The organism is Archangium gephyra (assembly GCF_049060025.1).
GTDB lineage: Bacteria > Myxococcota > Myxococcia > Myxococcales > Myxococcaceae > Archangium > Archangium gephyra_A.
On record NZ_JBMEQQ010000002.1, the window covers coordinates 8,605,930 to 8,629,314 of the forward strand.

Consider the following 23,385-nt stretch of genomic DNA (forward strand, 5'->3'; position numbering starts at 1 on the left):
GGCGGCCCCCTACTGCTGCACCGGCAGGGGTTGGAACTGGCCGGCCACCGCGGTGCCGTCCACCGTGAGCCCACCGCCGTAGGGAGGCAGCTTCTTCATCGCCTCGCACAGCGGCGCCACGGTGGCGTCCACGTCGCCGGTGTCGAAGTTCTGGCTCTGGCCCCGGCCCACGGCGCGGAAGAAGGTGAGCATGGCGTCGGCCGCCCCGGCGGTGTCGACGTAGGCGGTGAGGAAGCGCGGGTCCCCGCTCTTGCCCACCTGCTGGAAGCCCTGCACGTCGGAGAGGGCGGGGCGCTTGCCGAGCCCCGTCTCCACCGCGGCCTTCAGCGACTCCAGGTCCGTGGCCGCCAGCAGGTAGTCCTTGGCCAGCGCCAGGCACAGCCCCTCGGTCGAGTTGCAGAAGGCGGAGACGCCCGGGGCGATGTCCTTCTTGGAGGGCTTGTCCAGCCAGCTCTTCGCCAGCTTGGGGAAGGCCTTGGCCCCGGCGGCGGCATCCTTCAGGCCCAGGCCGAGCAGGTGGTTGAAGCGCGTGTCGGACACGCCGAGCAGCCCGTAGAAGGCCTCGTCGGTGAGGGCGTCCTCCAGGTCGGCGGGAATCACGAGCGCCTTGCGCATCTCGTCGGCGCTGTTGCCCTCCGGGTTGCCGAGCCGCTCGAGGAAGGCGGTGGCATTGGCCGCGCCCAGGCTCGAGAAGAACACCGCGTCCTTGGGCACGTAGGCCAGCGCTCGGAAGGCGGCCACCGTGTCGGGAGAATCGGAAAGCTCACCGCCGAGCTGGAGCTGCCCCGAGTCGACGTCCAGCCCGAGCACGAGCTGGGAGAGGCCCAGCAGCAGCGCCGGCGGGCCGTCCTGCTCGAGCGACACCAGCGCGGCGAGGCGGTGGCCCTGGAGCTTGTCCACCTCCTTCTTGTAGCCCTCGATGTCCTCGACGGAATCCCCGCCCTTGTCGAGCGCGAGCGACACGGCCGCCTTGGCCAGCGTCGCGTTGCTGGAGGCGATGAGGACGTTCTGGAAGGCGGCGACCCAGAGGGTGCGGCTGCCGCGCCGCAGCTGGTGCACGGGGTGGCCCTCGTGCTGCTCGGTGCTCACGCCATAGCCCTTCACGGCGGAGGCCATCAGCGCGAGGCGGACCACGAACTCCTGGGAGCCATCCACTTCCTTCACCAGCACGAAGTCGGCGTCCTCGCGGTCGTCGTCCATCACGCCCACGGCGGCGGGGCCGGAGAGGGCCTCGGTGAGGCGATCCGCGGCGAGCGGGTGCTCCGAGGCGGAGGCCAGGTCATGGCTGAACGAGAGCGCCCGCTCCATCTGCGCGGAGAGGCCCACGTGCTCGAGGGCGCCACCTTCCACCAGCGCCTGGCCGGGCGCCGTCTTCAGGAAGGCTTCCCAGGCACCGCGGGCGTCCGCGGCGGCCACCACCATGGCGCGGGGCGAGCCCTCCATCACGGCCTTGGGCACCAGCGCGGAGGGCCGGGAGACGGCCGCCCTGGGCAGGGACTTCAACAGCTCGGAGGGCGCAGGGCCCTTCTTCGCCTCCTCCTTGCCCCCGCCGCAGGTGCAGCCAGAGAGCATGGCGAAGATGAGGGCAACTGCCGCGAGTGACTGGCTCCGCATTCGTTCAATCCCCCCCGTCGAGTGTGGGCTCGGGAACGCGGTGTTTCGTAGCACACACATGCCCCGGAAACCTAGGGCCCGGGGGGTCGTCAGCGCAGGGCCGGGGCCAGCAGCACCACCGAATAGCCCACTGCCACCTTGGGTCCTACGTTCTCATACGAGTGTTTCTGGTCCCCCCGGAAGACGACCACGTCTCCCGTCTCCAGGACGAAGCGCTCGCCACTGGCCACCAACGCCAGGCTTCCCGACTCGCAGACGAGGTACTCGCGCGTCCCGGGCGTGTGCGGCACACCCGCCAGCCGCGCCCCGGGTGGCAGCTCCACCCGGTCGAACTCCATTCCCGGCAGCGGGTCCGGCAACAGCTTGCGCACGAAGCCCGGCCCCCTCATCCGCACGGCCAGGCTCGCCCGGGGGTAGTGCCGGGCGTTGGCCCGGGGCCTTGCCACCAGCTCCTCCAGGGACACCTGGAGGGCCGACGCCACCCGGTGCAGCACGGCCAGCGTCGGGTTGCTCGACCCCGACTCCAGGTTCGCCCAGGTGGCCCGAGGCACGCCCGCGAGCTTCGCGAGTTGCGCCTGCGTTGCTCCCCGCGCTTCCCGGAGCGCCTTGATGTTGCGCGCCAGCCAGCCCGCCAGCTCCTCGTCGCTCATGGGTTGGCATTCTGCCAATGCCCTGGCACGGCCACCAACGGCTCCCACGCCGCTGCCGCTGCCGCTGCCCTCCTGCTGGAGTCGTGAGCGGGGCGGCTCACGTCAGCATGGAGGGCTCGAGCTCCACCTTCATCCAGCCCGGCTTGCGCGTGTCGAAGGAGCGGTAGGCATCCAGGGCGCTCGTCAGCGGCTGCACGTGCGAGAGGATCTCGGTGGGGTCCACCGCGCCCGTGCGCACCAGCTCCATGAGGTGGGGGATGTACTTGCGGTGGTTGCAGTTGCCCATGTTCAACGTCAGGTTCTTGTTCATCGCCTGGCCGAGCGGGAACGTGCGCATCTGCTGCGGGTACACGCCGATGATGGCCAGCGTGCCGGCCTTGGCCAGCGCCTCCACCGCCCACATCACCGCCTGGGCCGGTGCGTCACCCGGCACCCAGTTGTCTCCGTCCGGGTTCGTGTTCGGCGCGACTTCCTTCAGCTCGCGCTTGAACTCGGCCTTCTCCTTGCGCGCCGTCTTCGCCGCCGGCCCGTGGTGCGCGTGCATCGCGTCCACGCCCACCGCGTCGATGGCCCGGTCCACGCCGATGCCTCCCGTCAGCCGGAGGATGGCCTCCACCGGATCCTCCACGTCGAAGTTGATGACCTCGGCGCCCAGCGTCCGCGCCGCGTCCAGCCGGTCCGGGTGGCAGTCGATGGCGAAGATGCGCCCCGCGTCCATCAGCTTCGCGCTCAGGATGGCGAACATCCCCACCGAGCCGCAGCCGAACACCGCCACCGTGTCACCCGGGCTGATCTCCGCGATGTCCGCCCCGTAGTAGCCCGTGGGGAAGATGTCCGAGAGCAGGATGGCATGCTCATCCGTCACCTCGTCCGGAATCTTCACCAGCCCCACGTTGGCGAAGGGCACCCGCGCCTTCTCCGCCTGCAACCCGTGGAAGGGCCCGCTCATCTCCGGCCCGCCGAAGAACGCCGTTCCCGCGCGCTTGCCGTTGGGGTTGGCCACGTCGCATTGCGCGTAGTAGCCCGAGCGGCAGTACGAGCACGTGCCGCAGGCGATGGTGGACGGAATCACCACCCGGTCCCCCACGCGCAGGTTGCGCACGTCCGGGCCCAGCGCCTCGATGATGCCCACGCCCTCGTGCCCGAGGATGGTGCCCGGCTTCATTCCCGGGAAGGTGCCGCGTACGAAATGCAGGTCCGTGCCGCAGATGGCGCTCGCCGTCAGCCTGACGATGGCGTCCGTGTCCTGCTGGAGGACGGGCTCCGCGACGTCCTCGAGCCGGATGTCCCCAATCCCATGAAAGACGACCGCCTTCATTGCCGCTCCTTCTCCCCGCAGGGCTCCAGGCGCTGAGCGCACTGGTGTCGGAATCTCCCCGGTAGGGGTGGGCACGCGCTCCGTCCGGTGCCAGACGAAGGTGCTCCCTCTCCTGGAGGGCGGGCGGCGCGGCTAGCGGCTGACGTGCAGGGTGAGCCGCTTGCCGAAGACGCGGCGGAAGAGGGCCGTCTCGCGCTCCACCGTCCACAACTCCAGGTCCACCGGCTGGCGCGACTTGAAGTGCAGGGACACCGCGTCGCGGCCGTTGACGGCCCGCAGCTCCTTCACGGGCTGGTGGTGGCTGCTGTCCAGCGCGTTGGCCACCCGGAGCAGCGTGGCCAGCTTGCGCACCAGGCGGGCCTCGGTGGTGCTCAGCCCCTCCATGCCCGAGTGGTGGAGCTCCGGCGGGCTGCGCTGGTGGTAGCGCGCCACCCGGGCCACCAGCTCGCGCTCGCGGTCCGCCAGGCCGGGGATGTCGCCGTTGTGGATGAGGTAGTACGTGTGCTTGTGGTGACGCTCGTAGCTGACGGCGTTGCCCACGTCGTGCAGCAGCGCGGCCGTCTCCAGGTACGGCCGGCACGAGAGCGGCAACTGGTGCAGCGCGGCCAGCTCGTCGAAGAGGGTGAGGGCCAGCGAGGCCACCTGGCGCGCGTGCTTCTCGTCGAAGTGGAGGCGCCGCCCCATGGACACCGCCGCGTCCGCCAGCGAGTGGTCCTCGCGCGTCGTGTCCTGCCGGTACAGCAGGTCCACCAGCAGGCCGTCGCGCAGGCCCCGGTTGACGCCGGTGACGGTCTCCACGCCCAGGTGCCGGGCCACCCGCTCGAGCACGGTGGCGCCCGCCACGATGATGTCCGCGCGCCGCGGGTCGAAGCGCTTGCGCCGCCGCTCGGGCGTCATCTCCGCCAGCGTCTCCACCGCGTGCGTGAGCTGGCGCATGGACGCGTGCCCGGTGCCCTCGCTCGCCGCGTAGCCCACCACCGCGTTGATGGTGCCCGAGGAGCCCAGGGCCACCCGGGGCAGGTTGGGGAGCCGCTCGGGGATGGACTTGCGCAGGTGCTCCTCCACGTAGCTGCGCATCAGCCGCAGTTGCTTGGGCGTCACCTTCCCGGCCGCGTCGAACATCTCCGTCAGCCGCACCGAGCCCAGCGCGAGGCTCCACAAGTCATCCGGCCGCTCCCCCGTGGCGAGCACCACCTCGGTGGAGCCCCCGCCGATGTCCACCAGCAGCGAGCGCGCATGCGGCGGCTTGCGGTGCAACACCCCCAGGCAGATGAGGCGCGCCTCCTCCTTGCCGCTCACCACCTCCAGGTTCAGCCCCGCCTCGTCGCGCACCCGCTGGACGATCTCCTCGCGGTTCTTCGCGTCGCGCATCGCGCTGGTGGCCACCGCGCGCACCCGGGCCTTGTGCCGCCGGCACAGCGCCGCGTAGCGCCGCAGCGTGGACAGCAGCCGGTCCGCCGTCTCCTCGGGCATCTCCCCACTGGTGAAGACGCCCTCTCCCGGGCGGATGGGGTCTCGCTCCTGGTGGAGCGTCTCCAGCGAGCCTTCCGCGTCCGGCCGGGCCAACTCCAGACGGACGGCATTGGTGCCCACGTCGATGGCGGCGAGCACGGGCTGTTGGGTGGAAGTGGGCATGGGGTTCAGGCGCTCGGGATGGTTGCGGCTCGAAAGATACGGCCTTCATTGTCGGGCGGCCCACCTTTACCTGGGTTTCTTGACAGGTCCGTGACGTGACGTCACCCGCCACCTGCAAGACTCTGGGCCCGTGGAATTCAACGATCCGCAACTCTTCATCAACCGCGAGCTGTCCTGGCTCGCCTTCAACGAGCGGGTCCTGGACGATGCCCGCTCCCGGGAGCTGCCGCTCTACGAGCGCTTGAAGTTCTTCGCCATCGCCTCCTCCAACCTGGACGAGTTCTTCATGGTCCGCGTGGCGGGCCTGAAGCAGCAGCTCGCCAGCGGCGTGGCCGAGCCGGCCGCGGACGGATTGCTGCCCGCCGAGCAGTTGAGCGCCATCAGCGAGCGCGTCCACGCGCTGGTGGACTCGGCCTCGCGCCTCTGGGTCGAGGAGCTCCACCCGGGGCTGCTGGCCGCGGGCGTCTCCCTGCTCACGCGCGACAAGCTGACGGCCGAGCAGAAGGCGGTCGCGCGGACCGTCTTCACCACCTCCGTCTTCCCGGCCCTCACCCCGCTCGCGGTGGACCCGGGGCACCCCTTCCCCCACCTGCGCAACAAGTCGCTCAACGTGGCGGTGCTGCTGCGGCGCGAGGGCCCCAGGCGTCGGCGCAACGTGCACGGCACCTCGCTGGCCGTGGTGCAGGTTCCCAGTGTCCTCAGCCGGCTCGTGCCCATGCCCGCCGAGAAGGGCCTGGCCTTTCTGCTGCTGGGCGAGGTCATCGCCTTGTGCGCGGCGGACCTCTTCCCCGGCTACGTCGTCGAGCACGCCGCCGCCTTCCGCGTCACGCGCAACTGGGATCTCAACGTGGACGAGGAGGAGAGCGAGGATCTGCTCTCCACCATCCAAGAGGAGCTGCGCCGCAGGGACCGGGGCGCCGCGGTGCGCCTGGAGCTGGATGCCTCGGCCGGCCCGCAGATCGAAGCCCTGCTCACCGCGGCCCTGAAGCTGGGGCCCATGGACGTGTACCGGCAGCAGTCGCCGTTGCAGCCCTCGGACCTGATGGCGCTCACGGAGCTGGATGCGCGGCCGGAGCTGCGCGTGGAGCCCTTCACGCCCACGGTGCCCCCGGTGCTGCGCGACGTGGAGTCCCTCCTGGACGTCGTCGCCGGGCGCGACATCCTCCTGCACCACCCCTACGAGTCCTTCGATCCCGTGGTGCGCTTCCTGGAGGAGGCCGCCGAGGATCCGGACGTGCTGGCCATCAAGCAGACGCTCTACCGCACCAGCGGGGACAGCCCCATCGCCCGGGCGCTGTCGCGCGCGGTGGAGAACGGCAAGCAGGTGGCGGTGCTGGTGGAGATAAAAGCCCGGCTGGACGAGGCCAACAACATCGCCTGGGCGCGGAAGATGGAGGAGAGCGGGGTGCACGTCGTCTACGGCCTCATCGGCCTGAAGACGCACGCCAAGGTGGCGCTGGTGGTGCGCCGCGAGGGCAACGGCATCCGCCGCTACGTGCACCTGGGCACGGGCAACTACAACCCCCACACCGCGCGCCTGTACACGGACGTGTCCCTCTTCACCTCGCGCGGAGAGATAGCGGACGACGTGAGCGCGCTCTTCAACATGCTCACCGGCTACGCGGTGGCGCCGCAATGGAAGCGGCTGGCCGTGGCGCCCATGGGGCTGCACGAGAAGGTGCTCGGGCTCATCCAGCGCGAGGCGGAGAAGGCCCGGCGCGGCGAGCCCGCGCGCATCGTGGCGAAGATGAACTCGCTGGTGGACTCCACCGTCATCCGCGCGCTCTACGCGGCGAGCCAGGCGGGGGTGGAGATCGACTTGCTGGTGCGCGGCATCTGCTGCCTGCGGCCCGGGGTGCCGGGGGTGAGCGAGCGCATCCGCGTGACGAGCGTGGTGGACCGCTTCCTGGAGCACAGCCGGGTGTTCGCCTTCGGGGCGGGCAGCCACCCGGAGGTGTGGATGAGCAGCGCGGACTGGATGCCGCGCAACTTCGTGCGCCGCATCGAAACGATGTTCCCCGTGGAGGACCCGGCCATCCGCCAGCGGCTGCTGGACGAGGTGTTGGGGATGTCGCTCAAGGACAACGTAAAGGCGCGGCGGCTGCAGGTGGACGGCACCTACGTCCCGGTGGGCAGGGACGGCACGGCGGTGCGCAGCCAGGGGGTGCTGATGGAGTTGGCCCGGCGCACCAACCAGCCGGACCCCAAGCCCCTCCAGGCGCTGCGCCACGCGACGGTCCCGGATGCGCCCGTGCCCTCGCGCCAGGTGCCCCAGACGGGGAGCTGAGCCCGCCCGACCGGGAAGGTGGGGCCGAGTCTCATTCTGGGATGGTGACTTTGTTACCCATGGCGTATGTCATGCCCGATGGAACTTTTCCAGGCGGGGGCACATTGGGCAGGCCGGAGGGAGTCCGCCGAGGCGTGTGCCCGGCGTGTGGAAGTGCTTTTCCGGCAGTTGGGACAGTGTGATGCGGCCTATGCGCGCTGGTTCGAGTACGCGTACTCGCGCAGGCACGCGCTCCAGTTGCCATTCGAGCCCACCGCGGAGACGTTCCTCCGTTTCTTCGAGCGCAGGAAGTACCGGCTGGCGAGGGAGGTGTTCACCTTCGAGGCCTGGACGGGGCAGGAGCAGCAGGGGCGTGGCGGCAGGCTGAGCTTCGTCTGCGGCTCCAACGAGCCCTACTATTCCAACGGGTGTCTGCTCCATCTGCCCCGGGAGGAGCCGGCGGCGAGCCGGGTGCTCACCGCCGCCGTGTTGAAGAAGGTGGTGCGCGCCATGGTGCAGGCGTGGGATCCGGACGGGTGCGCGGTGATTCCGGAGGCGGACCGGAGCGCGAAGAAGGTGATGGAGGAGGGCGGCGCCTGCCTCGGGTGGCTCATGTACGTCCCGGCGCGGCGGGGCAAGGTGCCGTCCCTGCCCAGGCCCGTGCGCGTCGAGCCGCTGGAGGGCAAGGGCACGCTCATTACCCTCACGCCGGAGTGCTTCTCCCCGGAGAACCCGGAGCATGTCGCCCTGGCCGGGCGCGTCCGCGAGCGGCTCGAGAAGGCCGGCCTGCTGCCGCTGTCTCCGGGCTGAGACGGGCCGGGGAAGGCGCTTCGCGTCGTGCGCCTGCTCCCCCGGTTGCCCTCATCCGCGGGCCCCTGGCCCCATCCGTCCATCAGGCAACGGTGAGGGCCGGGCGGGCTTCCGCGGCTCGCTTGCCATCCTTGACCCCGTGCCCATCTTGCGGGACTGCGGTCACATCATGCGACACCGGGTGCCGCGGGCTCCATCCGTTCGTGCTGTGCGGGTGGAGGACATGGAGACGGGCGTGTCCGAGCAGCCAGGACAGGAGAGCGTCCTCGACTTCCTCGCCGTGCCCGTGCTGCGGGTGGAAGAGGAGACGGGGAGGGTGCTGGCCGCCAACGCGGCGGCACGGGCCCTCCCCTTTTCCCTCGAGGCGCCCACCCCCGGTGCCGTCCTGGACGGGTCGGGCGAGCCGCTGCCTCCCGAGCTGTGTCCGGTGTCGCGGGCCGCGCGCGGCGAGCCCCTGGAGGGAGAGCTCTTCCGCTGGAAGACGCCCGAGGGGGACCGGTCGTTCGTGGTGCACTCGCGGCTGGACCGCTCGCGCTCGCCGGGCGTGGCGACCGTGTCCTTCCAGGACGTGACGCCGTGGCAGCGGACGGAGGCGGATCTGCTGCGGGCGCTCGGGGCGCGCGACTCCTTCCTCTCCGTCGCCTCGCACGAGCTCAAGTCCCCCATCACCGCGCTCCAGCTCGTGCTGGAGCGGTTGCAGCGAAGCGCCCGCCGCGAGGTGGGCTTCTCCGGCGTCCAGGTGGCCGAGCGGCTGGAGCCCGCCTTGCGCCAGGTGCGCCGGCTGGGCGTGCTGGTGCAGAACCTGCTCGACGTGAGCCGGGCCCGCAACAACCACTTCGACCTGGATCGCGAGCGCTTCGAGCTGGGCTCCCTGCTGCGCGAGGTGTGCGAGCGATTCACCGAGCAGGCCCGCCACGCGGGTTCGGAGCTGACCCTGGAGGCCCATCCCCAGGTGGAGGTGCACTGGGACCGGCTGCGGGTGGAGCAGGCGCTCAGCAACCTCATCACCAACGCCATCAAGTATGGCGCGGGCGGGCCCATCTCGGTCCGGGCCGAGCTGCGCGATGGGGTGGTGTCCCTCCAGGTGGCGGACCGGGGCCTCGGCGTGGCCGAGGACGACCGCGAGCGCATCTTCAACCCGTTCGAGCGGGCCTCCTCGGCCCACCGGGTGCAGAGCCTGGGGCTCGGCCTGTACATCGTCCGGGAGATTGCCCGTGCCCATGGAGGCACGGTGGGATTGACGGGGCGCGACGGCGGAGGCTCCTGCTTCACGCTGCGGCTGCCCGTGGAGGCGGTGGAGGGGTATGAGTGAGTCCGGAACAGGGGGGACGGAGAACAAGGCCGGTGATGTCCGCATCCAGAGCGGCATCCCGCGGCTGGACTTCATCCTCAAGGGTGGGTTCAAGCACGGCGGCATCTACGCCTTGATGGGTCCTCCGGGCAGCGGGAAGACCATCCTCGCCAACCAGCTTTGCTGCAACCACATCCAGAAGCAGGAGGGGCGCTGCGTCTACATGACGCTGCTCATCGAGTCGCACGCGAAGATGATCTCCCACCTCTCCACGCTGAGCTTCTACAAGCCGGAGTTCATCCCCGAGCGGCTCTACTACATCAGCGGCTACCAGCAGGTGCGCGAGGGGGGCTTCACCGGGCTGATGGAACTCATCCGCCGCACGCTGCGCGAGCGCCGGGCGACCTTCTTCGTCATCGACGGCATGGAGAGCGCGGAGCAGTTCTCCACCTCGCCCCAGTCCTACCGGGAGTTCGTGCACGGCCTCCAGGCCTTCACCAACCTGCTGGGCTGCACCACGCTGCTGGTCTCCAACGTGCGCGAGCGCACGCACGTGGAGAACGCCGTGGTGGACGGCGTCGTCGAGCTGTCCGACAAGCTCGTCGGGCCGCGGGCGGTGCGCGAGCTGACGGTGCACAAGTTCCGCGGCAGCGACTACCTCCGGGGCCGCCACGAGGTGGAGATCACCGGCGAGGGTCTGGTCATCCACCCGCGCACGGAGATCCAGTTCGCCCGGCCGCCCGAGCAGGCACGCGAGCAGCGCGTCCGCATGGGCTTCGGCCTGAAGCGGCTGGACGAGATGCTCGACGGGGGGCTGCCCTCGGGCTCTACCACGGCGCTGATCGGCGCGCCGGGCACGGGCAAGACGCTGCTGGGGCTCTCCTTCCTGGTGGAGGGGGCCCGCCAGGGCCAGCACGGCACCTACTTCGGCTTCTACGAGCCGCCCCCCCGCCTCATCGAGAAGGCCGAGGACGTGGGCCTGCCCCTGGAGCGGTACGTGAAGGAGGGCCGCATCGAGCTGGTGTGGCAGCCGCCGCTCGAGCACTTCATGGACTCGCTGGCCGAGCAGTTGCTGGAGAAGATGCGGGTGGATGAGAAGAAGGAGCGCCGGCGCCTGTTCATCGACGGGGCCGAGGGCTTCCGCGCGGCGGCGGTGTACCCGGACCGCGTCCCCCGCTTCCTCTCGGCGCTCACCAACCAGCTCCGCATGCAGGACGTCACCACCGTCATGACGGACGAGCTGGAGCTCTTCCAGCCCGAGCTGAACCTGCCCACCCCGGAGCTCGCCAACGTGGTGGAGACGGTCCTCCTGCTGCGCTACGTGGAGCTGCGCTCTCAAATCTACCGGTTGCTCTCCATCATGAAGATGCGCGAGAGCCGCTACGACACCTCGCTGCGCGAGTTCCGCATCTCGCGCGACGGCATCGACGTGGCCGAGTCCTTCGCGAGCGCGGAGGCCATCCTCAGCGGGCACGGGCGCATCCGCGACGGGAAGAAGCGGGCGGAGGAGCCCAAGAAGAAGAAGAGGGTGGGGGTGCTCAAGAAGGTGCTCGGGCGTGGCGGCCGGGGTGGCGGGAGGGGGAAATGAGGTCCATCCTGGTCGTCGAGGACGAGTTCGACGTGCAGCAGGTGGTGGCCGACGTGCTGCGGGACGAGGGCTACGAGGTGTCCGTCTGCGGCAATGGCCGGGATGCCCTGCAGCGCCTGCGCACGCACCGCCCGGACGTCGTGGTGATGGACGTGATGATGCCCATCCTCTCCGGCATGCAGACGCTCGAGGAGATGCGCAAGACGCCCGGCCTGGACGAGGTGCCCGTCATCCTCATGAGCGAGACCTCCCCGAGAGCCAGCACGCCGCGCCACTGGCAGGCCTTCCTGAAGAAGCCCTTCCGGCTGGAGCAACTCCTGGAAGCGGTGGCCCGGGTCTCCGGCGTGCAGGGCAGGGCCTGAGCGTCAGCCCCGGCGGCGCATGCGCCGCGAGCCGATGAAGGTGGCGACGCGCTCGGCGAAGCGCGCCACCGCCAGCCCCACCACGTCCAGCAGCCAGCGCTGCGGGCCCGAGCGCGCGCAATCCTCCAGGCCCACGGTCCTCGCGCCGCTCAGGTGCCGCCGCACCCAGCGGGTGGCCTGTCCGGCCACGTCCGCGTCCTCCACCTCCACCAGCGTCTCCAGGTTCACCAGCGAGAGCGGATCGAGGTTGAAGCTGCCCACCAGCAGGCGCTGGCCATCCACCACCGCCGCCTTGGCGTGCAGGGTGGTCTCCGTCCACTCGTGGATGTGCACGCCCCCCCGCAGCAGGGTGCGGTACAGGCGCATGGTGGCCGCGCGGGCAAAGGGGACGTCGCTGCGGCCGGCCAGCAACAGGTGCACCTCCACGCCCCGCCGCGCCGCGCGGGTGAGGGCGCGCACGAAGCCCCGGTCCGGCAGGAAGTACGCATGGGCCAGCACCACCTCGCGCCGGGCCTGCGCCAGCGCCGCCAGGTAGCGCGCTCGCAGGCGCCATCCGCCGCCGAAGCCCGACAGGAGGAGGCGCACCGGGCCCGCCGCCAGCGCGGACGCTCCCGCGTTGAGCCTCGCGCCCAACTGCGCGCAGATGCCGCCCCGCAGCTCCAGCGCCAGGTCCGCCCACCCCGGCCGGCCTTCCGCCGCCGCGTAGTGGTCCCCGATGTTGATGCCGCCCAGGAAGGCCACCGTGTCATCCACGAGGAGGATCTTCCGGTGGTTGCGCCAGAGCCGGCCCAGCAGGAGGACGGAGGTGAGGGGATTGTGGACGCGGACCTTGATGCCGGCCGGACGCAGGCTGTCCGCCAGCGCGCGGCTCTCTCCGATGGAGCCCCACCCATCGACGATGACCTTCACCTCCACGCCCCGGTGGGCCGCGGCGGTGAGGGCCTGGATGAAGTGGGTCCCCACGCCCTCGTACTCGAAGGCGTAGACCTCCAAGTGGACGTGCCGGGTGGCCGAGGCGATGGCCGCCAGCATGCGCGGATAGGCCTCGGTGCCCCCATCCAGCAGCGTGATGCGCTCCCCGGACAACCCCTCCCCAGACAACTCCTCCCTCTCCCCTCGGGAGAGGGTCGGGGTGAGGGTATTTCGAGCCCGGGAATCCATCCGTGTCCGTGGAAGCCGTGGAATCGGCCGGGCGTCAGTCGTCGTGCTTCCGCGCGCCCTTGCCCTTGCCCTTGTGGCGGCACTGCTCGCCATCCCAGTACTGGCTGGGGTGGCAGTCGGGGCGGGACTTGAGCGCGGACTTCTTGCTCTTGGGAACGTACCGGGTCTCGCGGATGACGAAGCAGCCCGGAAGGACGAGCAGGATGGCGGGAAGGAGGAAGAGGGTCTTCTTCATGGCGCGCGCAGCGTAGCGGGCGCGGGATGTGGGTGGCTCTGCTCTCCCGTGAACAGGGATTTCTACCGCCAGGCTGTCTGCACTCCGGGCGTGTCGACGCCTCGCGGGCAAATCGGTACCCTCCCGTCCGTGCCGCCCAGTGAGAAGCCCGTTGTCAGACATCGGAAGATAGGCGCCTACCGCGTGCTCGGAGAGCTGGGACGCGGAGGCATGGCCCAGGTGTACCGGGGGCTGCACGAGATGTTGCAGCGCGAGGTCGCCATCAAGGAGATGCTCGCGGATCCCATCCGGGACAAGGAAGCCGTGTCGCGCTTCCGCCGCGAGGCGCTCGCGCTCGCCGCCTTCCGCCACCAGAACATCGTCACGCTGTACGATCTGGTGGAGAAGAACGACGTCCTCTTCATGGTGATGGAGTTCGTGGACGGGCCCACCCTGCACGAGCTCATCAAGGAGGGGCCCTTGCCGCCCGAGGTGGGTGCCGCCATCGCGGCGCGCATCGCCGGGGCGCTCGAGCACGCCCACTTCCGCCACATCATCCACCGCGACCTCAAGCCGGCCAACGTGATGCTCTCCAAGGCCGGAGACGTGAAGCTGATGGACTTCGGCGTGGCCAAGGACGCGGGCCTGGAGGCCCTCACCGCGCAGGGCATGGCGGTGGGCACCCCCTCGTACATGTCCCCCGAGCAGGTGACGGGCGCGCCGGTGGACGGGCGCACGGACCTCTTCGCGCTCGGGGTGCTCCTCTACGAGGCGCTCTCCGGAGCCCGCCCCTTCCTGGGCCGCAACACCGGTGAAGTGTTCGCCCGCATCCGCGACGGCGAGTACACCCCGCTGCAGAAGGTGGCGCCCCACATCCCCAAGCCGCTGGCGGACATCGTCAAGCGCGCCCTCGAGGTGCGGCCCGAGGATCGCTTCCCCAACGCCGCCGCCATGCGCCGCGAGCTGGAGATGTTCCTCGCCCAGCGCGTGCGCATGTCCTACGAGGCCCTCCTCGTCGGCTTCCTGCGCCACCGCAAGAAGCTCACCGAGACCGAGGCGCTCGCCCACCTCACCCAGAAGGAACTGGACGTCGTCGAGGTCTTCGACGACCAGGCGAAGCTGCTCTCCCGGCCGTGGGCCCGGTGGCTGCTCGCCTTCGCCGCCGTCGCCGGAGCCCTGGGCACCGGGCTGGCCCTCACCCACTCGTATTGGATGGGACTGGTGCGCCAGCTCACCATCCGCTGACGCGCACGGCCCCGGGAGCACTCGTCATGGGCAAGATGATCACCGCCATCCTCGCCATCGCCGTCATCTCGGGCGCCGCGTACTACGCGCTCAACCACGGCTCGCGTGGCTCCTCCGCGGAGGGCGCCAGCGCTCCCAGGCGGCAGCTCGACAACGTCCGCGGCGCCGCCAGCCGCATCGAGTCCGATGCCGACCAGCGCGCGCGCGACCTGGAGTCGAAGATGGGGGACTCGCAGTAGCGCGAGTCCCCCCGTCCGCCCTGACTGACTACCAGCAGGTGATGCCGACGTTGTCGTAGCGGACCGCCGAGGTCCTGTAGACCAGCGTGCTCATGTCACCCGGGGCGAAGCCGCTCTGGCCACAGGCGCAGGTGGCTTGCGTTCCCGTGCACGAGGTCCAGGCCATGGAATCGCCGCCCGCGTCCTTGAGGTACTCGGCGTTGAAGACGGCCTTGTTCTGGTCCGTGAACCAGGTCTTGTAGGCGCCACACTCGTTGTACCGCTGGCACTCCTCGTTGAGGGCGAAGTCGAAGGACGCGGCGAGCTGGGGAATCTGATCCACGTCGTTCTTGAGCGCGATGCTCAGGCATTTGGCATGGGCGGTATCGGCCAGCCAGCGGTTGTAGTCGAGCTGGTGGGTGGCCGTGAGGCCCCAGCAGGCCTGGTCGGTGCAGGCGATTTCATCATCGTGCGCGTAGCCGTCGATGTTGTCCGGCTCCACCGCGTCGCAGCCCTTGTCACGCGCGAGCTGCATGCGGGACGCCATCACGGTCCGCACCGCCGGCTTGCGGTGATCCAACCACCACTCGCAGCCCCCGCTCGTGCACCAGTCCCCCAGGATGTGGACGGATTGGGCGCAGTTCTCGCCAGGGCTGCAATAGGTGTCCTGCGGGAACTGGCCGGCATCGCTCCGCCAGTCCTCGTAGGTGCCGGCGCTGAAGTAGCAGACCACCTTCTTGCCCGCGCTCTTGTACTCCTGGATCTTCGCGCTCGAGGTGTTGAAGAGGTCGACCACGTAGACCTGGGCATTGAGGTTCGTGGGAATGGCGCTGTTCTCGAGGTCCCACATCCAGGTGGTTCCCTTGGGGAAGGCCGCGCGGGTGCAGGACGCCCCCTGGCCGCAGACGTTCGCCGTGCCGCCACCGCCACACGTCTCGGGGCTCAGGCAGGTCCCACAGCTCGACACGGTGCGCGCCTGGCCGCAGTTGTCGGTGCCCGTCACCTGCCCACAGTCGCGGCCCAGCCGCGCGCAGAAGGCCGCGTTCGTCTCGGGGGTGCACGTCGAGGGAATATCCCACGACACCTGCAGGCGCAGGCTGTCGAGCTGCGCCGCATCCGTCCCCGCGCCCTTGATGAGGCGCGCGCGAATCTCACCGTCGCTCGAGACGAAGCTCGACGCCGTCTCGGTGCTCGGAAGGTTGAGCGTGAGTGCGGGCGTCCACGCCCAGTCCCCGCGCCCCTGCGAGGTGCCGATGTTGACCCAGCTCGCCGTCGTGAACCGGTAGAGCTGCCACCGGTAATAGGACGTGGAGACCGCGGGCCCCTGGTACTTCGTCAGCACCTGGAGGTGGGTGATCTGCGAGGGCGCCGGCGCGGCCTGGGTGAGGCTCGAGAGCTTGAAGGACAGGTGGCCCGTGTAGGCCGCGCTGAACTCGATGTACTGCGCGTAGCAGTCCGCGTACGTGCCCACCGTGCAATTCGAGCTGTTCGCCTTGAGCACGGTCATGCCTCCGGTCTTCCCGGACGCATCCGTGTTCGCCAGCGTGCTCGCGGTGGAGAAGTCGATGACTTCCGTGCCCGTCAGGGCGTGCTGTTGCACGCCCTGGCCCTCCCGCGCGTCATCCCCCTCCAGGGGCACGCACCCGTACGTCAGCACTGCGATCCACGGGATGAGCCAGGCACTCCATCTCGACATCACGCCTCCAGGTGGGGGGCGGCCATCTCTCACGAGTGGCACCCCCGAGCAACACCGGATTGGCGTGTAAAGATGGTTTTACGGGGTTACGGGAGCGGGGAGCCGGGGCCTACTTGCGGCGCGCGGGGGCGCTCTTCTTCGCCTTGGCGCTCCGGCCCTTCTTCTCGTGCGTCACCGTCACCAGCGTCCCGATGCCGCCTCGCACGAAGAAGTCCCCCTCCACCGTCAGCTTCCGCGGCTGGATGGCGCGCACGATGTCGTCGGCGATCGTGTTGGTCACCTTCTCGTGGAAGGCCCCCTCGTTCCGGTACGTCCACATGTAGAGCTTCAGGCTCTTCAGCTCCACGCACAGCTCGTCCGGCACGTAGCGGATCTTGAACTTCGCGAAGTCCGGCTGCCCGGTCAGCGGGCAGAGGCACGTGAACTCCGGCACGTCGAACGCGATCTCGTAGTCGCGATCCGCGGCGGGGTTGGGGAAGGTCTTCAATTCCTTGGTCGGCTGGGAAGACATGGCGGGGTGTCGTCTAACACACACCACGCGGATTTCAGCCTCCGTCTGGCGGACGCTCCCCCTCCTGCCTGGCCCCCCCTCCTGTCCGGCCCCCAACGTCCCCTCTGTCCAGGGGGGAGCAGCCCGGGCCGGGCCACCTTGTGTCTCCCTTCCCAGGGGCGTAACTCAGATCCTCGCCCCGCATGCTGCCCTCTGATTTCCAGGACATTCTCGCGTGCGTCCCCCAGGCCGTGGTCCGGCTCGGACCGGATCTCCGGGTGGAGTGGCTGGAGCCGGACTTCGGCTCCAAGACGGGCATGGTCCTCCAGGTGGGGGACCCGGTGCTCTCGGCCCTCGAGGGCGGTTGGGGCCGGGATGCCCTGGAGCGCGCGCTGCGCGAGGGCAATGCCCACTCGGGCCATGCCATCACCTCGGGTCTCAAGCAGGTGCGCATCCGCGTGCGTCCCGCCGCGCCGGGAGCGGCCTCGGGTACCTGGCTCCTCTTCGAGCCCTCCGGCGCCGATGACGACGTCGCCTTCGCCCAGGCCCTCCAGGAGATCGCCCGCGAGGTGGGCGAGACGCTGGACGTGGACAGCGTGTGCAAGGCCGCGGTGCTGGCCGTGGTGCGCTGCGCCCAGGTGCGCCGCGCCGAGGTGTACCTCTCCGAGGAGGGCCAGCCCCTGCGCCGCGTGGCCGTGTCCGACCTGGCCAGCGCCGACTCTCCCGAGGACGCGCTCGAGGACCACGCCGACTCCTTCGAGGCGGCCCTCATCACCCGCCAGCCGCAGATTGGCGTCCAGCGCGGCTACGGGGACGCGGTGGGCTCCATCTTCGCCGCGGTGCCGCTGCTGTCCCAGAAGCGCGCCCTGGGGCTGCTCGTCCTCTACAAGGAGCAGGGCACCTCCTTCTCCCTGCGCGAGCTGGACCTGTGGAGCGCGGCGGCCGGGCAGGTGGCGGTGACGGTGGAGAACGCGCGCCTGCTGCGCGAGGCCCAGGCGGCCCTGCGCGTGCGCGAGGAGTTCATGTCCATCGCCTCGCACGAGCTGAAGACGCCCCTCACCCCCCTCAAGCTCACGCTGCAGCTCCATCGAGCGCCGCATTGCCCAGGGGCAGCGCGTGGAGCCCTCCTGCGTCACCCAGTCGAAGCGGCAGGTGGAGCGTCTGGAGCGTCTGGTGAACGAGCTGTTGGATGTCTCGCGGCTGGAGGATCGTCAACTGGCCTTGCAACTCGCGCCGTTGGAGCTGGGCCACCTGGTGGCCGAAGTGGTGGATCAATTCCGTCACAGCATCGAGCGCCCCTTCAGCCTGGCGGTGCCACGCGAGCACCTCTGGGTGCAGGCGGACCGGGAGCGGCTGGAGCAGGTGCTCATCAACCTGCTGGAGAACGCCGACAAGTACAGCCCCAAGGGCGAGCCCATCTCCGTGGAGGTGGAGGCATCGCACGGTGAGGCGCGCCTGCACGTGAGGGACCGGGGCATCGGCATCCCCACGCAGGACCAGTCGCGCCTCTTCCAGCGCTTCCACCGGGCGGGCAACTCCTCGCACCGCCACTTCGGCGGGCTGGGGCTGGGGCTCTTCATCAGCCACTCCATCGCCCAGTTGCACCAGGGCGCGCTGTCCATGGCCAGCGCCGAGGGCGAGGGCTCCACCTTCACCCTGGGCCTGCCGCGCATGTCCGCCAACGAGGTGCGCCGCCTGCCGCGCCGGGTGCTGCTGCTGGACGAGGATCCGGTGCAGGAGCTGACCGCCGAGCGCGTGCTGCGCGCCGAGGGCTTCGAGGTGCTCACCGCGCACGGGGGCGTGGAGTCGCTGCGCCGCGCTTCCTCCCTGCCGGTGGACCTGGTGCTGCTGTCCGAGGGCGCCCCGCCCACGCAACTGGGCCTCTTCCTGTCCGCCTTCGCGGAACTGCCGCGCGCCCGGCCCATTCCAATCGTCCTGGCCGGGGCCTCGCGGCCCGCCTGGGCCCACCCGGAGCACTCGCTGTGCGCCCGGCCCTACCGGGAGCAGGAGCTGCTCGCCGCCGTACGCGCCACGCTTGGCCTCGTGGGCGAGCGCGGGCGCACCGAGGAGCACGCCTCCTGTCTGGATCGCGTCCCCCTGGAAGCCCTCATGCTGCCGTGAGGGCGCTCACCGGGCCCCCGCTTCCCTGAACGCTCCAGGCGCTTGCGAACGTTTCCGCGTTGCTTGACCGCGTCATCGGGCTGACGGGGGTGACGCACTGCACTAGACTCTCCGCGTCAACGGGATTCACCCGCCGAGAGGGAGTGCTGATGTCGCACCAAGGCCCGGGCCGCTATGGGTTGTACGAACCGGACACCGAGCATGACGCCTGCGGGGTGGGCTTCGTGGCCCACATCCAGGGGGAGAAGTCGCGCGGCATCGTCGAGGACGCGCTGGAGCTGCTCAACCGGTTGAGCCACCGGGCCGCGGCGGGGAGGGATCCCGAGACGGGAGACGGCGCCGGCATCCTCATCCAGCTCCCGCACCGCCTCTTCGAGCGTGAGCGGCTGGGCTTCGCGCTGCCTCCGCGCCACCAGTATGGCGTGGCCATGGTGTTCCTCCCCTCGGACGAGGAGGCGCGCATCTCCTGCGAGGCGGCCCTGGAGCAGGTGGCCACCGACGAGGGCCAGCGCGTGCTCGGCTGGCGCGACGTGCCGGTGGAGCCCTCCCACCTGGGGCGGTTGGCCCGCGAGGGTGCCCCCGTCATCCGCCAGCTCTTCGTCGCCCGGCGCCGAGTGGTGCCCAGCGCCTTCGAGCGCAAGCTGTTCCGCATCCGCAAGCTGGCCGAGCGCCGCATCCGCGAGCGCGCCCTGGACCCGGATGGCCAGTTCCACGTGGCCAGCTTCTCAGCCGAGACGCTCATCTACAAGGGCCTGCTCCTGCCCCGGCAGCTCCCGCGCTTCTACGTGGACCTGCAGCACCCCGAGTGCGTGAGCGCGCTGGGCCTGGTGCACTCGCGCTTCTCCACCAACACCTTCCCCACCTGGGAGCTGGCGCAGCCGTTCCGCTACATCGCGCACAACGGCGAAATCAACACGCTGCACGGCAACCGCAACTGGATGAACGCGCGGCGCGGGCTGCTGCAGTCGGCCAGGTTCGGTGGCAGCCTGGCGCCGCTCTTCCCCCTCATCGTCCCGGGCAAGAGCGACTCGGCCCAGTTCGACAACATGGTGGAGCTGCTGTACCTGGGCGGGCGCCCGCTGCCCCACGCCATGATGATGATGATCCCCGAGGCGTGGGAGGGCCACACGCTCATGAGCGACGAGCGGCGCGCCTTCTACGAGTACTCCAGCGCCCTGCTGGAGCCGTGGGACGGGCCGGCCGCCATCGCCTTCACCGACGGGCAGCTCATCGGCGCCACGCTGGACCGCAACGGCCTGCGCCCCGCGCGTTACCTCATCACCGAGGACGACCGCATCATCCTCGCCTCGGAGACGGGCGTGCTCGACGTGCCCGCCGCGCAGGTGCGCCGCAAGGGCCGCCTCACCCCGGGCCGCATGCTGCTGGTGGACACGCTCGAGGGCCGCATCCTCGAGGACGAGGAGGTCAAGCGCGACATCACCGGACGCTGGCCCTACCGGCGCTGGTTGCAGAACAACGTCTTCACCTTCGAGGACCTGCCCACGGTGCCCGCGCCCCAGCGGCTGGGCGGCGAGGAGCTGTGGCGGCTGCAGCGCGCCTTCGGCTACTCGGACGAGGACGTGCGGCTGCTGCTGCGCCCCATGGCCGAGACGGGCAAGGAGCCGGTGGGCTCCATGGGTACCGACACGCCGCTGGCCGTGCTCAGTGATCAGGCGCCCTCGCTCTTCAACTACTTCCACCAGCTCTTCGCGCAGGTGACCAACCCGCCCATCGACCCCATCCGCGAGTCGCTGGTGATGACGCTGGCCACCGGGCTGGGGCCGGAGGGCAACACCTTCGAGGAGACGCCGGAGCAGTGCCACCGGTTGTCGCTGCCGGGCCCCATCCTCACCAACGGGCAGCTCGCGAAGCTGGCCGCCATCCGCAACGAGGGCATCTTCGAGACGCTCCCGCTGAGCCTCCGCTACCCGGTGGACGGGGGCGAGGGCGCGCTGGAGGCGGCGGTGGAGCGGTTGTGCAACGAGGCCGTGGAGGCCGTGGACGCGGGCGCCAACATCCTCGTGCTGAGCGACCGGGACGTGGACGCGGCCCATGCCGCCATCCCCGCGCTGCTGGCCGTGTCCGCCGTGCACCAGCGGCTCGTGCGCGACGGCATCCGCATGTACACCGGCCTCGTGCTGGAGACGGCCGAGGCCCGCGAGGTGCACCACTTCGCGTGCCTCTTCGGCTACGGCGTCTCCGCGGTGAACCCGTACCTCGCGCTGGACACCCTGCGCGCCCTCGCGGACGCCGGCGAGCTGCCGGTGGACCAGGAGAAGGCGCAGGAGAACTTCATCCACGCCATTGAAGAGGGGCTGCTCAAGGTGATGTCCAAGATGGGCATCTCCACGCTCCAGTCCTACCGGGGCGCGCAGCTCTTCGAGGCCGTGGGCCTGCAGCGGGAACTGGTGGAGCAGCACTTCACCGGAACGCCCTCGCGCGTGGAGGGCGTGGGTCTGCCGGAGCTGGGGCGCGAGGTGGGCGAGCGGCATGCGCTCGGCTTCGGACCCGTGGCGGACCATGAGGCGGAGCTGCTCCCCGTGGGCGGCCAGTACCAGTGGCGCCGCCGGGGCGAGACGCACAAGTGGAACCCGGCCACCATCGCGAAGCTGCAGCAGGCGGCGCGCACGAATGACGCCGAGCTCTTCGCCGAGTACTCGCAACTGGCCGACGACGAGTCGCGCGCGCACTGCAACCTGCGCGGGCTCCTGGAGGTGGCGGCCGAGGGCCGTGCCCCCGTGCCCCTGGAGGAGGTGGAGCCGGCGGCAGAGATCGTCAAGCGCTTCGTCACCGGCGCCATGTCCTTCGGCTCCATCAGCGCCGAGGCCCACGAGACGCTGGCCATCGCGATGAACCGGCTGGGCGGGCGCTCCAACAGCGGCGAAGGTGGCGAGGAGTCGCGCCGCTACACCCGCGACGAGAACGGGGACCTGCGGCGCAGCGCCATCAAGCAGGTGGCCAGCGCGCGCTTCGGCGTCACCACCGAGTACCTCGTCAACGCGGCCGAGCTTCAAATCAAGATGGCCCAGGGCGCCAAGCCCGGCGAGGGAGGACAGCTCCCGGGCCACAAGGTGGACGAGCGGATTGCCCGCGTGCGCTGGTCCACGCCGGGCGTGACGCTCATCTCCCCGCCGCCGCACCACGACATCTACTCCATCGAGGACCTGGCGCAGCTCATCTATGACCTGCAGTCGGTGAACCCGGCGGCGCGGGTGAGCGTGAAGCTGGTGAGCGAGGTGGGGGTGGGCACCATCGCCGCGGGCGTGGCCAAGGCCGGCGCGGGCGGTGTGGTCATCTCCGGCTACGAGGGGGGTACGGGCGCCTCGCCGCTCTCCAGCATCAAGCACGCGGGCCTGCCGTGGGAGCTGGGGCTGGCGGAGACACAGCAGGTGCTGGTGCACAACGGCCTGCGCGGGCGCATCCGCGTCCAGGTGGACGGCGGCCTGCGCACCGCCCGGGACGTGCTCGTCGCCACGCTGCTCGGCGCCGAGGAGTTCGGCATGGCCACCGCGAGCCTCATCGCGCTCGGGTGCATCATGCTGCGCAAGTGCCACCTCAATACGTGCTCGGTGGGCATCGCCACCCAGGACGCGGGCCTGCGCGAGCGCTTCCACGGCAAGCCCGAGCACGTGGTGAACTTCTTCTTCCTGGTGGCCGAGGACCTGCGGCGGCAGATGGCGGCCCTCGGCGCGCGCCGGCTGGACGAGCTGGTGGGCCGGGTGGACCTGCTGCGGCAGCGGCCCGCCTCGGACCACTGGAAGGTGAAGCGGGTGGACCTCTCCGGGTTGCTGTCGCTCCCTCGTGCTCCCGAAGAGGAGCCCCGCCGGTGCGACTCGGCGTGGCGCAAGGATGTGTCGGACCACCTGGACCATGCGCTGCTCGAGGACGCGAAGGCGACGCTGGACGGTGGCGCACCCACGCTGCTGGTCCGGCCGGTGAGCAACACGCATCGCGCCGTGGGGGCCATGCTCTCGGGGGAGATTGCCCGGCGTTATGGGGCTCGGGGCCTTCCGGACGGGCAGTTGCGCATCCGCCTGCAGGGCTCGGCCGGGCAGAGCTTCGGGGCGTTCCTCGCCAGCGGCGTGACGCTGGAGCTGGAGGGCGATGCCAACGACTACCTCGGCAAGGGGCTCTCCGGTGGACGCATCATCGTCTACCCGCCCGGAGCCAGCCGCTTCGCTCCCGAGGAGAACGTCCTGGTGGGCAACACCGTCCTCTACGGCGCCACGGCCGGTGAGGTGTACCTGCGCGGGCTCGCGGGCGAGCGCTTCGCGGTGCGCAACAGCGGCGCCCAGGCCGTCGTCGAGGGCGTGGGCGACCACGGCTGCGAGTACATGACGGGTGGCGCGGTGGTGGTGCTCGGGCCCACCGGGCGCAACTTCGCCGCGGGCATGAGCGGAGGCATGGCCTTCGTGCTCGACCGCGAGCGCTCCTTCCGCGAGCGCTGCAACCTGGAGATGGTGGAGCTGGAGTCGCTGGTGGACGAGTCCGAAATCTGGCTCGTACACGGGATGATTGAACGGCACCTGCACCACACGGGCAGCAAGCTGGCGCAACGGGTGCTCGACAACTGGGAGCGGATGGTGCCGCAGTTCGTGAAGGTGATGCCCACCGACTACAAGCGCGTGCTCCAGGCTCGCCGGGCGGCCCGCAAGCCGCCTCCGGCCACAGTGCCACGGCTCCAGGTCGTGGGAGGGGAGGGCTGA

The 23,385-nt window shown here is 70.4% G+C and carries 18 protein-coding genes; 10 read left to right on the top strand and 8 right to left on the bottom strand.

Features of this window, described 5'->3' with window-relative positions; translation table 11 throughout:
* Window positions 1-9: 9 nt before the first annotated feature.
* From ACN28I_RS37670 to ACN28I_RS37685, 4 genes are all read right to left on the bottom strand, one after another.
* Window positions 10-1,614: a hypothetical protein gene (locus ACN28I_RS37670; RefSeq protein WP_420946732.1), complete on the bottom strand. Its 1,605-nt coding sequence runs from the start codon at window positions 1,612-1,614 to the stop codon at window positions 10-12.
* 89 nt (window positions 1,615-1,703) lie between these two features.
* Window positions 1,704-2,264, bottom strand: a complete 561-nt coding sequence (locus ACN28I_RS37675; RefSeq protein ID WP_420946733.1) for a helix-turn-helix domain-containing protein — start codon at window positions 2,262-2,264, stop codon at window positions 1,704-1,706.
* A gap of 97 nt (window positions 2,265-2,361) precedes the next feature.
* A complete protein-coding gene (locus ACN28I_RS37680; RefSeq protein ID WP_420946734.1) occupies window positions 2,362-3,582 on the bottom strand; it encodes a zinc-dependent alcohol dehydrogenase in 1,221 nt (406 codons plus the stop codon).
* A gap of 132 nt (window positions 3,583-3,714) precedes the next feature.
* The gene (locus ACN28I_RS37685; RefSeq protein WP_420946735.1) at window positions 3,715-5,217 is read right to left on the bottom strand and encodes an HD domain-containing protein; all 1,503 of its coding nucleotides are present in this window, start codon (window positions 5,215-5,217) and stop codon (window positions 3,715-3,717) included.
* A 130-nt stretch (window positions 5,218-5,347) separates the two neighbouring features.
* Here ACN28I_RS37685 and ppk1 point away from each other — a divergent pair, with 130 nt between their 5' ends.
* From ppk1 to ACN28I_RS37710, 5 genes are all read left to right on the top strand, one after another.
* Window positions 5,348-7,504 (top strand): polyphosphate kinase 1, encoded by a 2,157-nt coding sequence (ppk1, locus tag ACN28I_RS37690; RefSeq protein ID WP_420946736.1) that lies wholly within the window; start codon window positions 5,348-5,350, stop codon window positions 7,502-7,504.
* Between the two features lie 78 nt (window positions 7,505-7,582).
* Window positions 7,583-8,293: an Imm52 family immunity protein gene (locus ACN28I_RS37695; protein WP_420946737.1), complete on the top strand. Its 711-nt coding sequence runs from the start codon at window positions 7,583-7,585 to the stop codon at window positions 8,291-8,293.
* Between the two features lie 223 nt (window positions 8,294-8,516).
* Window positions 8,517-9,605, top strand: coding sequence for a sensor histidine kinase (locus ACN28I_RS37700; RefSeq protein WP_420946738.1), 1,089 nt, complete (start codon window positions 8,517-8,519; stop codon window positions 9,603-9,605).
* Entirely contained in the window at window positions 9,598-11,172 is a 1,575-nt protein-coding gene (locus ACN28I_RS37705) for an RAD55 family ATPase (protein WP_420946739.1), read from the top strand. The genes ACN28I_RS37700 and ACN28I_RS37705 overlap by 8 nt, the downstream gene beginning before the upstream one ends.
* A complete protein-coding gene (locus tag ACN28I_RS37710) occupies window positions 11,169-11,534 on the top strand; it encodes a response regulator (protein ID WP_420946740.1) in 366 nt (121 codons plus the stop codon). The genes ACN28I_RS37705 and ACN28I_RS37710 overlap by 4 nt, the downstream gene beginning before the upstream one ends.
* A gap of 3 nt (window positions 11,535-11,537) precedes the next feature.
* Here ACN28I_RS37710 and ACN28I_RS37715 read toward each other — a convergent pair whose 3' ends face one another.
* The gene (locus ACN28I_RS37715) at window positions 11,538-12,620 is read right to left on the bottom strand and encodes a phospholipase D-like domain-containing protein (RefSeq protein ID WP_420946741.1); all 1,083 of its coding nucleotides are present in this window, start codon (window positions 12,618-12,620) and stop codon (window positions 11,538-11,540) included.
* Between the two features lie 109 nt (window positions 12,621-12,729).
* Entirely contained in the window at window positions 12,730-12,930 is a 201-nt protein-coding gene (locus tag ACN28I_RS37720) for a hypothetical protein (RefSeq protein WP_420946742.1), read from the bottom strand.
* Window positions 12,931-13,140: 210 nt separating this feature from the next.
* On the opposite strand from ACN28I_RS37720, the gene ACN28I_RS37725 reads away from it, so the two are divergent.
* Entirely contained in the window at window positions 13,141-14,154 is a 1,014-nt protein-coding gene (locus ACN28I_RS37725; RefSeq protein ID WP_420948791.1) for a serine/threonine-protein kinase, read from the top strand.
* Window positions 14,155-14,180: 26 nt separating this feature from the next.
* Window positions 14,181-14,393 carry a hypothetical protein gene (locus ACN28I_RS37730; RefSeq protein ID WP_420946743.1) on the top strand — a complete coding sequence of 71 codons (213 nt, stop codon included), beginning with the start codon at window positions 14,181-14,183 and terminating at the stop codon, window positions 14,391-14,393.
* Window positions 14,394-14,421: 28 nt separating this feature from the next.
* Here the strand turns inward: ACN28I_RS37730 and ACN28I_RS37735 are convergent, their stop codons facing one another.
* Together ACN28I_RS37735 and queF are read right to left on the bottom strand one after the other, a co-directional pair.
* A complete protein-coding gene (locus tag ACN28I_RS37735; protein WP_420946744.1) occupies window positions 14,422-16,068 on the bottom strand; it encodes an endo alpha-1,4 polygalactosaminidase in 1,647 nt (548 codons plus the stop codon).
* 109 nt (window positions 16,069-16,177) lie between these two features.
* Window positions 16,178-16,579 (bottom strand): preQ(1) synthase, encoded by a 402-nt coding sequence (gene queF, locus ACN28I_RS37740; protein WP_420946745.1) that lies wholly within the window; start codon window positions 16,577-16,579, stop codon window positions 16,178-16,180.
* Window positions 16,580-16,761: 182 nt separating this feature from the next.
* Here queF and ACN28I_RS37745 point away from each other — a divergent pair, with 182 nt between their 5' ends.
* The 3 genes from ACN28I_RS37745 (at window position 16,762) to gltB (ending at window position 23,385) form a co-directional block, all read left to right on the top strand.
* Window positions 16,762-18,006 (top strand): GAF domain-containing protein, encoded by a 1,245-nt coding sequence (locus ACN28I_RS37745; RefSeq protein WP_420946746.1) that lies wholly within the window; start codon window positions 16,762-16,764, stop codon window positions 18,004-18,006.
* Window positions 17,891-18,679 (top strand): ATP-binding protein, encoded by a 789-nt coding sequence (locus ACN28I_RS37750; RefSeq protein WP_420946747.1) that lies wholly within the window; start codon window positions 17,891-17,893, stop codon window positions 18,677-18,679. The genes ACN28I_RS37745 and ACN28I_RS37750 overlap by 116 nt, the downstream gene beginning before the upstream one ends.
* Window positions 18,680-18,828: 149 nt before the next feature.
* Entirely contained in the window at window positions 18,829-23,385 is a 4,557-nt protein-coding gene (gene gltB, locus ACN28I_RS37755; RefSeq protein ID WP_420946748.1) for a glutamate synthase large subunit, read from the top strand.

What these genes read in the sequence shown, in the direction of transcription:
- ACN28I_RS37670 (WP_420946732.1), bottom strand. Translation starts at nt 1,614, where the DNA reads ATGCGGAGCCAGTCACTCGCGGCAGTTGCCCTCATCTTCGCCATGCTC.
- ACN28I_RS37675 (WP_420946733.1), bottom strand. Translation starts at nt 2,264, where the DNA reads ATGAGCGACGAGGAGCTGGCGGGCTGGCTGGCGCGCAACATCAAGGCG.
- ACN28I_RS37680 (WP_420946734.1), bottom strand. Translation starts at nt 3,582, where the DNA reads ATGAAGGCGGTCGTCTTTCATGGGATTGGGGACATCCGGCTCGAGGAC.
- ACN28I_RS37685 (WP_420946735.1), bottom strand. Translation starts at nt 5,217, where the DNA reads ATGCCCACTTCCACCCAACAGCCCGTGCTCGCCGCCATCGACGTGGGC.
- ACN28I_RS37695 (WP_420946737.1), top strand. Translation starts at nt 7,583, where the DNA reads ATGGAACTTTTCCAGGCGGGGGCACATTGGGCAGGCCGGAGGGAGTCC.
- ACN28I_RS37700 (WP_420946738.1), top strand. Translation starts at nt 8,517, where the DNA reads ATGGAGACGGGCGTGTCCGAGCAGCCAGGACAGGAGAGCGTCCTCGAC.
- ACN28I_RS37705 (WP_420946739.1), top strand. Translation starts at nt 9,598, where the DNA reads ATGAGTGAGTCCGGAACAGGGGGGACGGAGAACAAGGCCGGTGATGTC.
- ACN28I_RS37710 (WP_420946740.1), top strand. Translation starts at nt 11,169, where the DNA reads ATGAGGTCCATCCTGGTCGTCGAGGACGAGTTCGACGTGCAGCAGGTG.
- ACN28I_RS37720 (WP_420946742.1), bottom strand. Translation starts at nt 12,930, where the DNA reads ATGAAGAAGACCCTCTTCCTCCTTCCCGCCATCCTGCTCGTCCTTCCG.
- ACN28I_RS37725 (WP_420948791.1), top strand. Translation starts at nt 13,141, where the DNA reads ATGGCCCAGGTGTACCGGGGGCTGCACGAGATGTTGCAGCGCGAGGTC.
- ACN28I_RS37730 (WP_420946743.1), top strand. Translation starts at nt 14,181, where the DNA reads ATGGGCAAGATGATCACCGCCATCCTCGCCATCGCCGTCATCTCGGGC.
- ACN28I_RS37735 (WP_420946744.1), bottom strand. Translation starts at nt 16,068, where the DNA reads ATGTCGAGATGGAGTGCCTGGCTCATCCCGTGGATCGCAGTGCTGACG.
- queF (WP_420946745.1), bottom strand. Translation starts at nt 16,579, where the DNA reads ATGTCTTCCCAGCCGACCAAGGAATTGAAGACCTTCCCCAACCCCGCC.
- ACN28I_RS37745 (WP_420946746.1), top strand. Translation starts at nt 16,762, where the DNA reads ATGCTGCCCTCTGATTTCCAGGACATTCTCGCGTGCGTCCCCCAGGCC.
- gltB (WP_420946748.1), top strand. Translation starts at nt 18,829, where the DNA reads ATGTCGCACCAAGGCCCGGGCCGCTATGGGTTGTACGAACCGGACACC.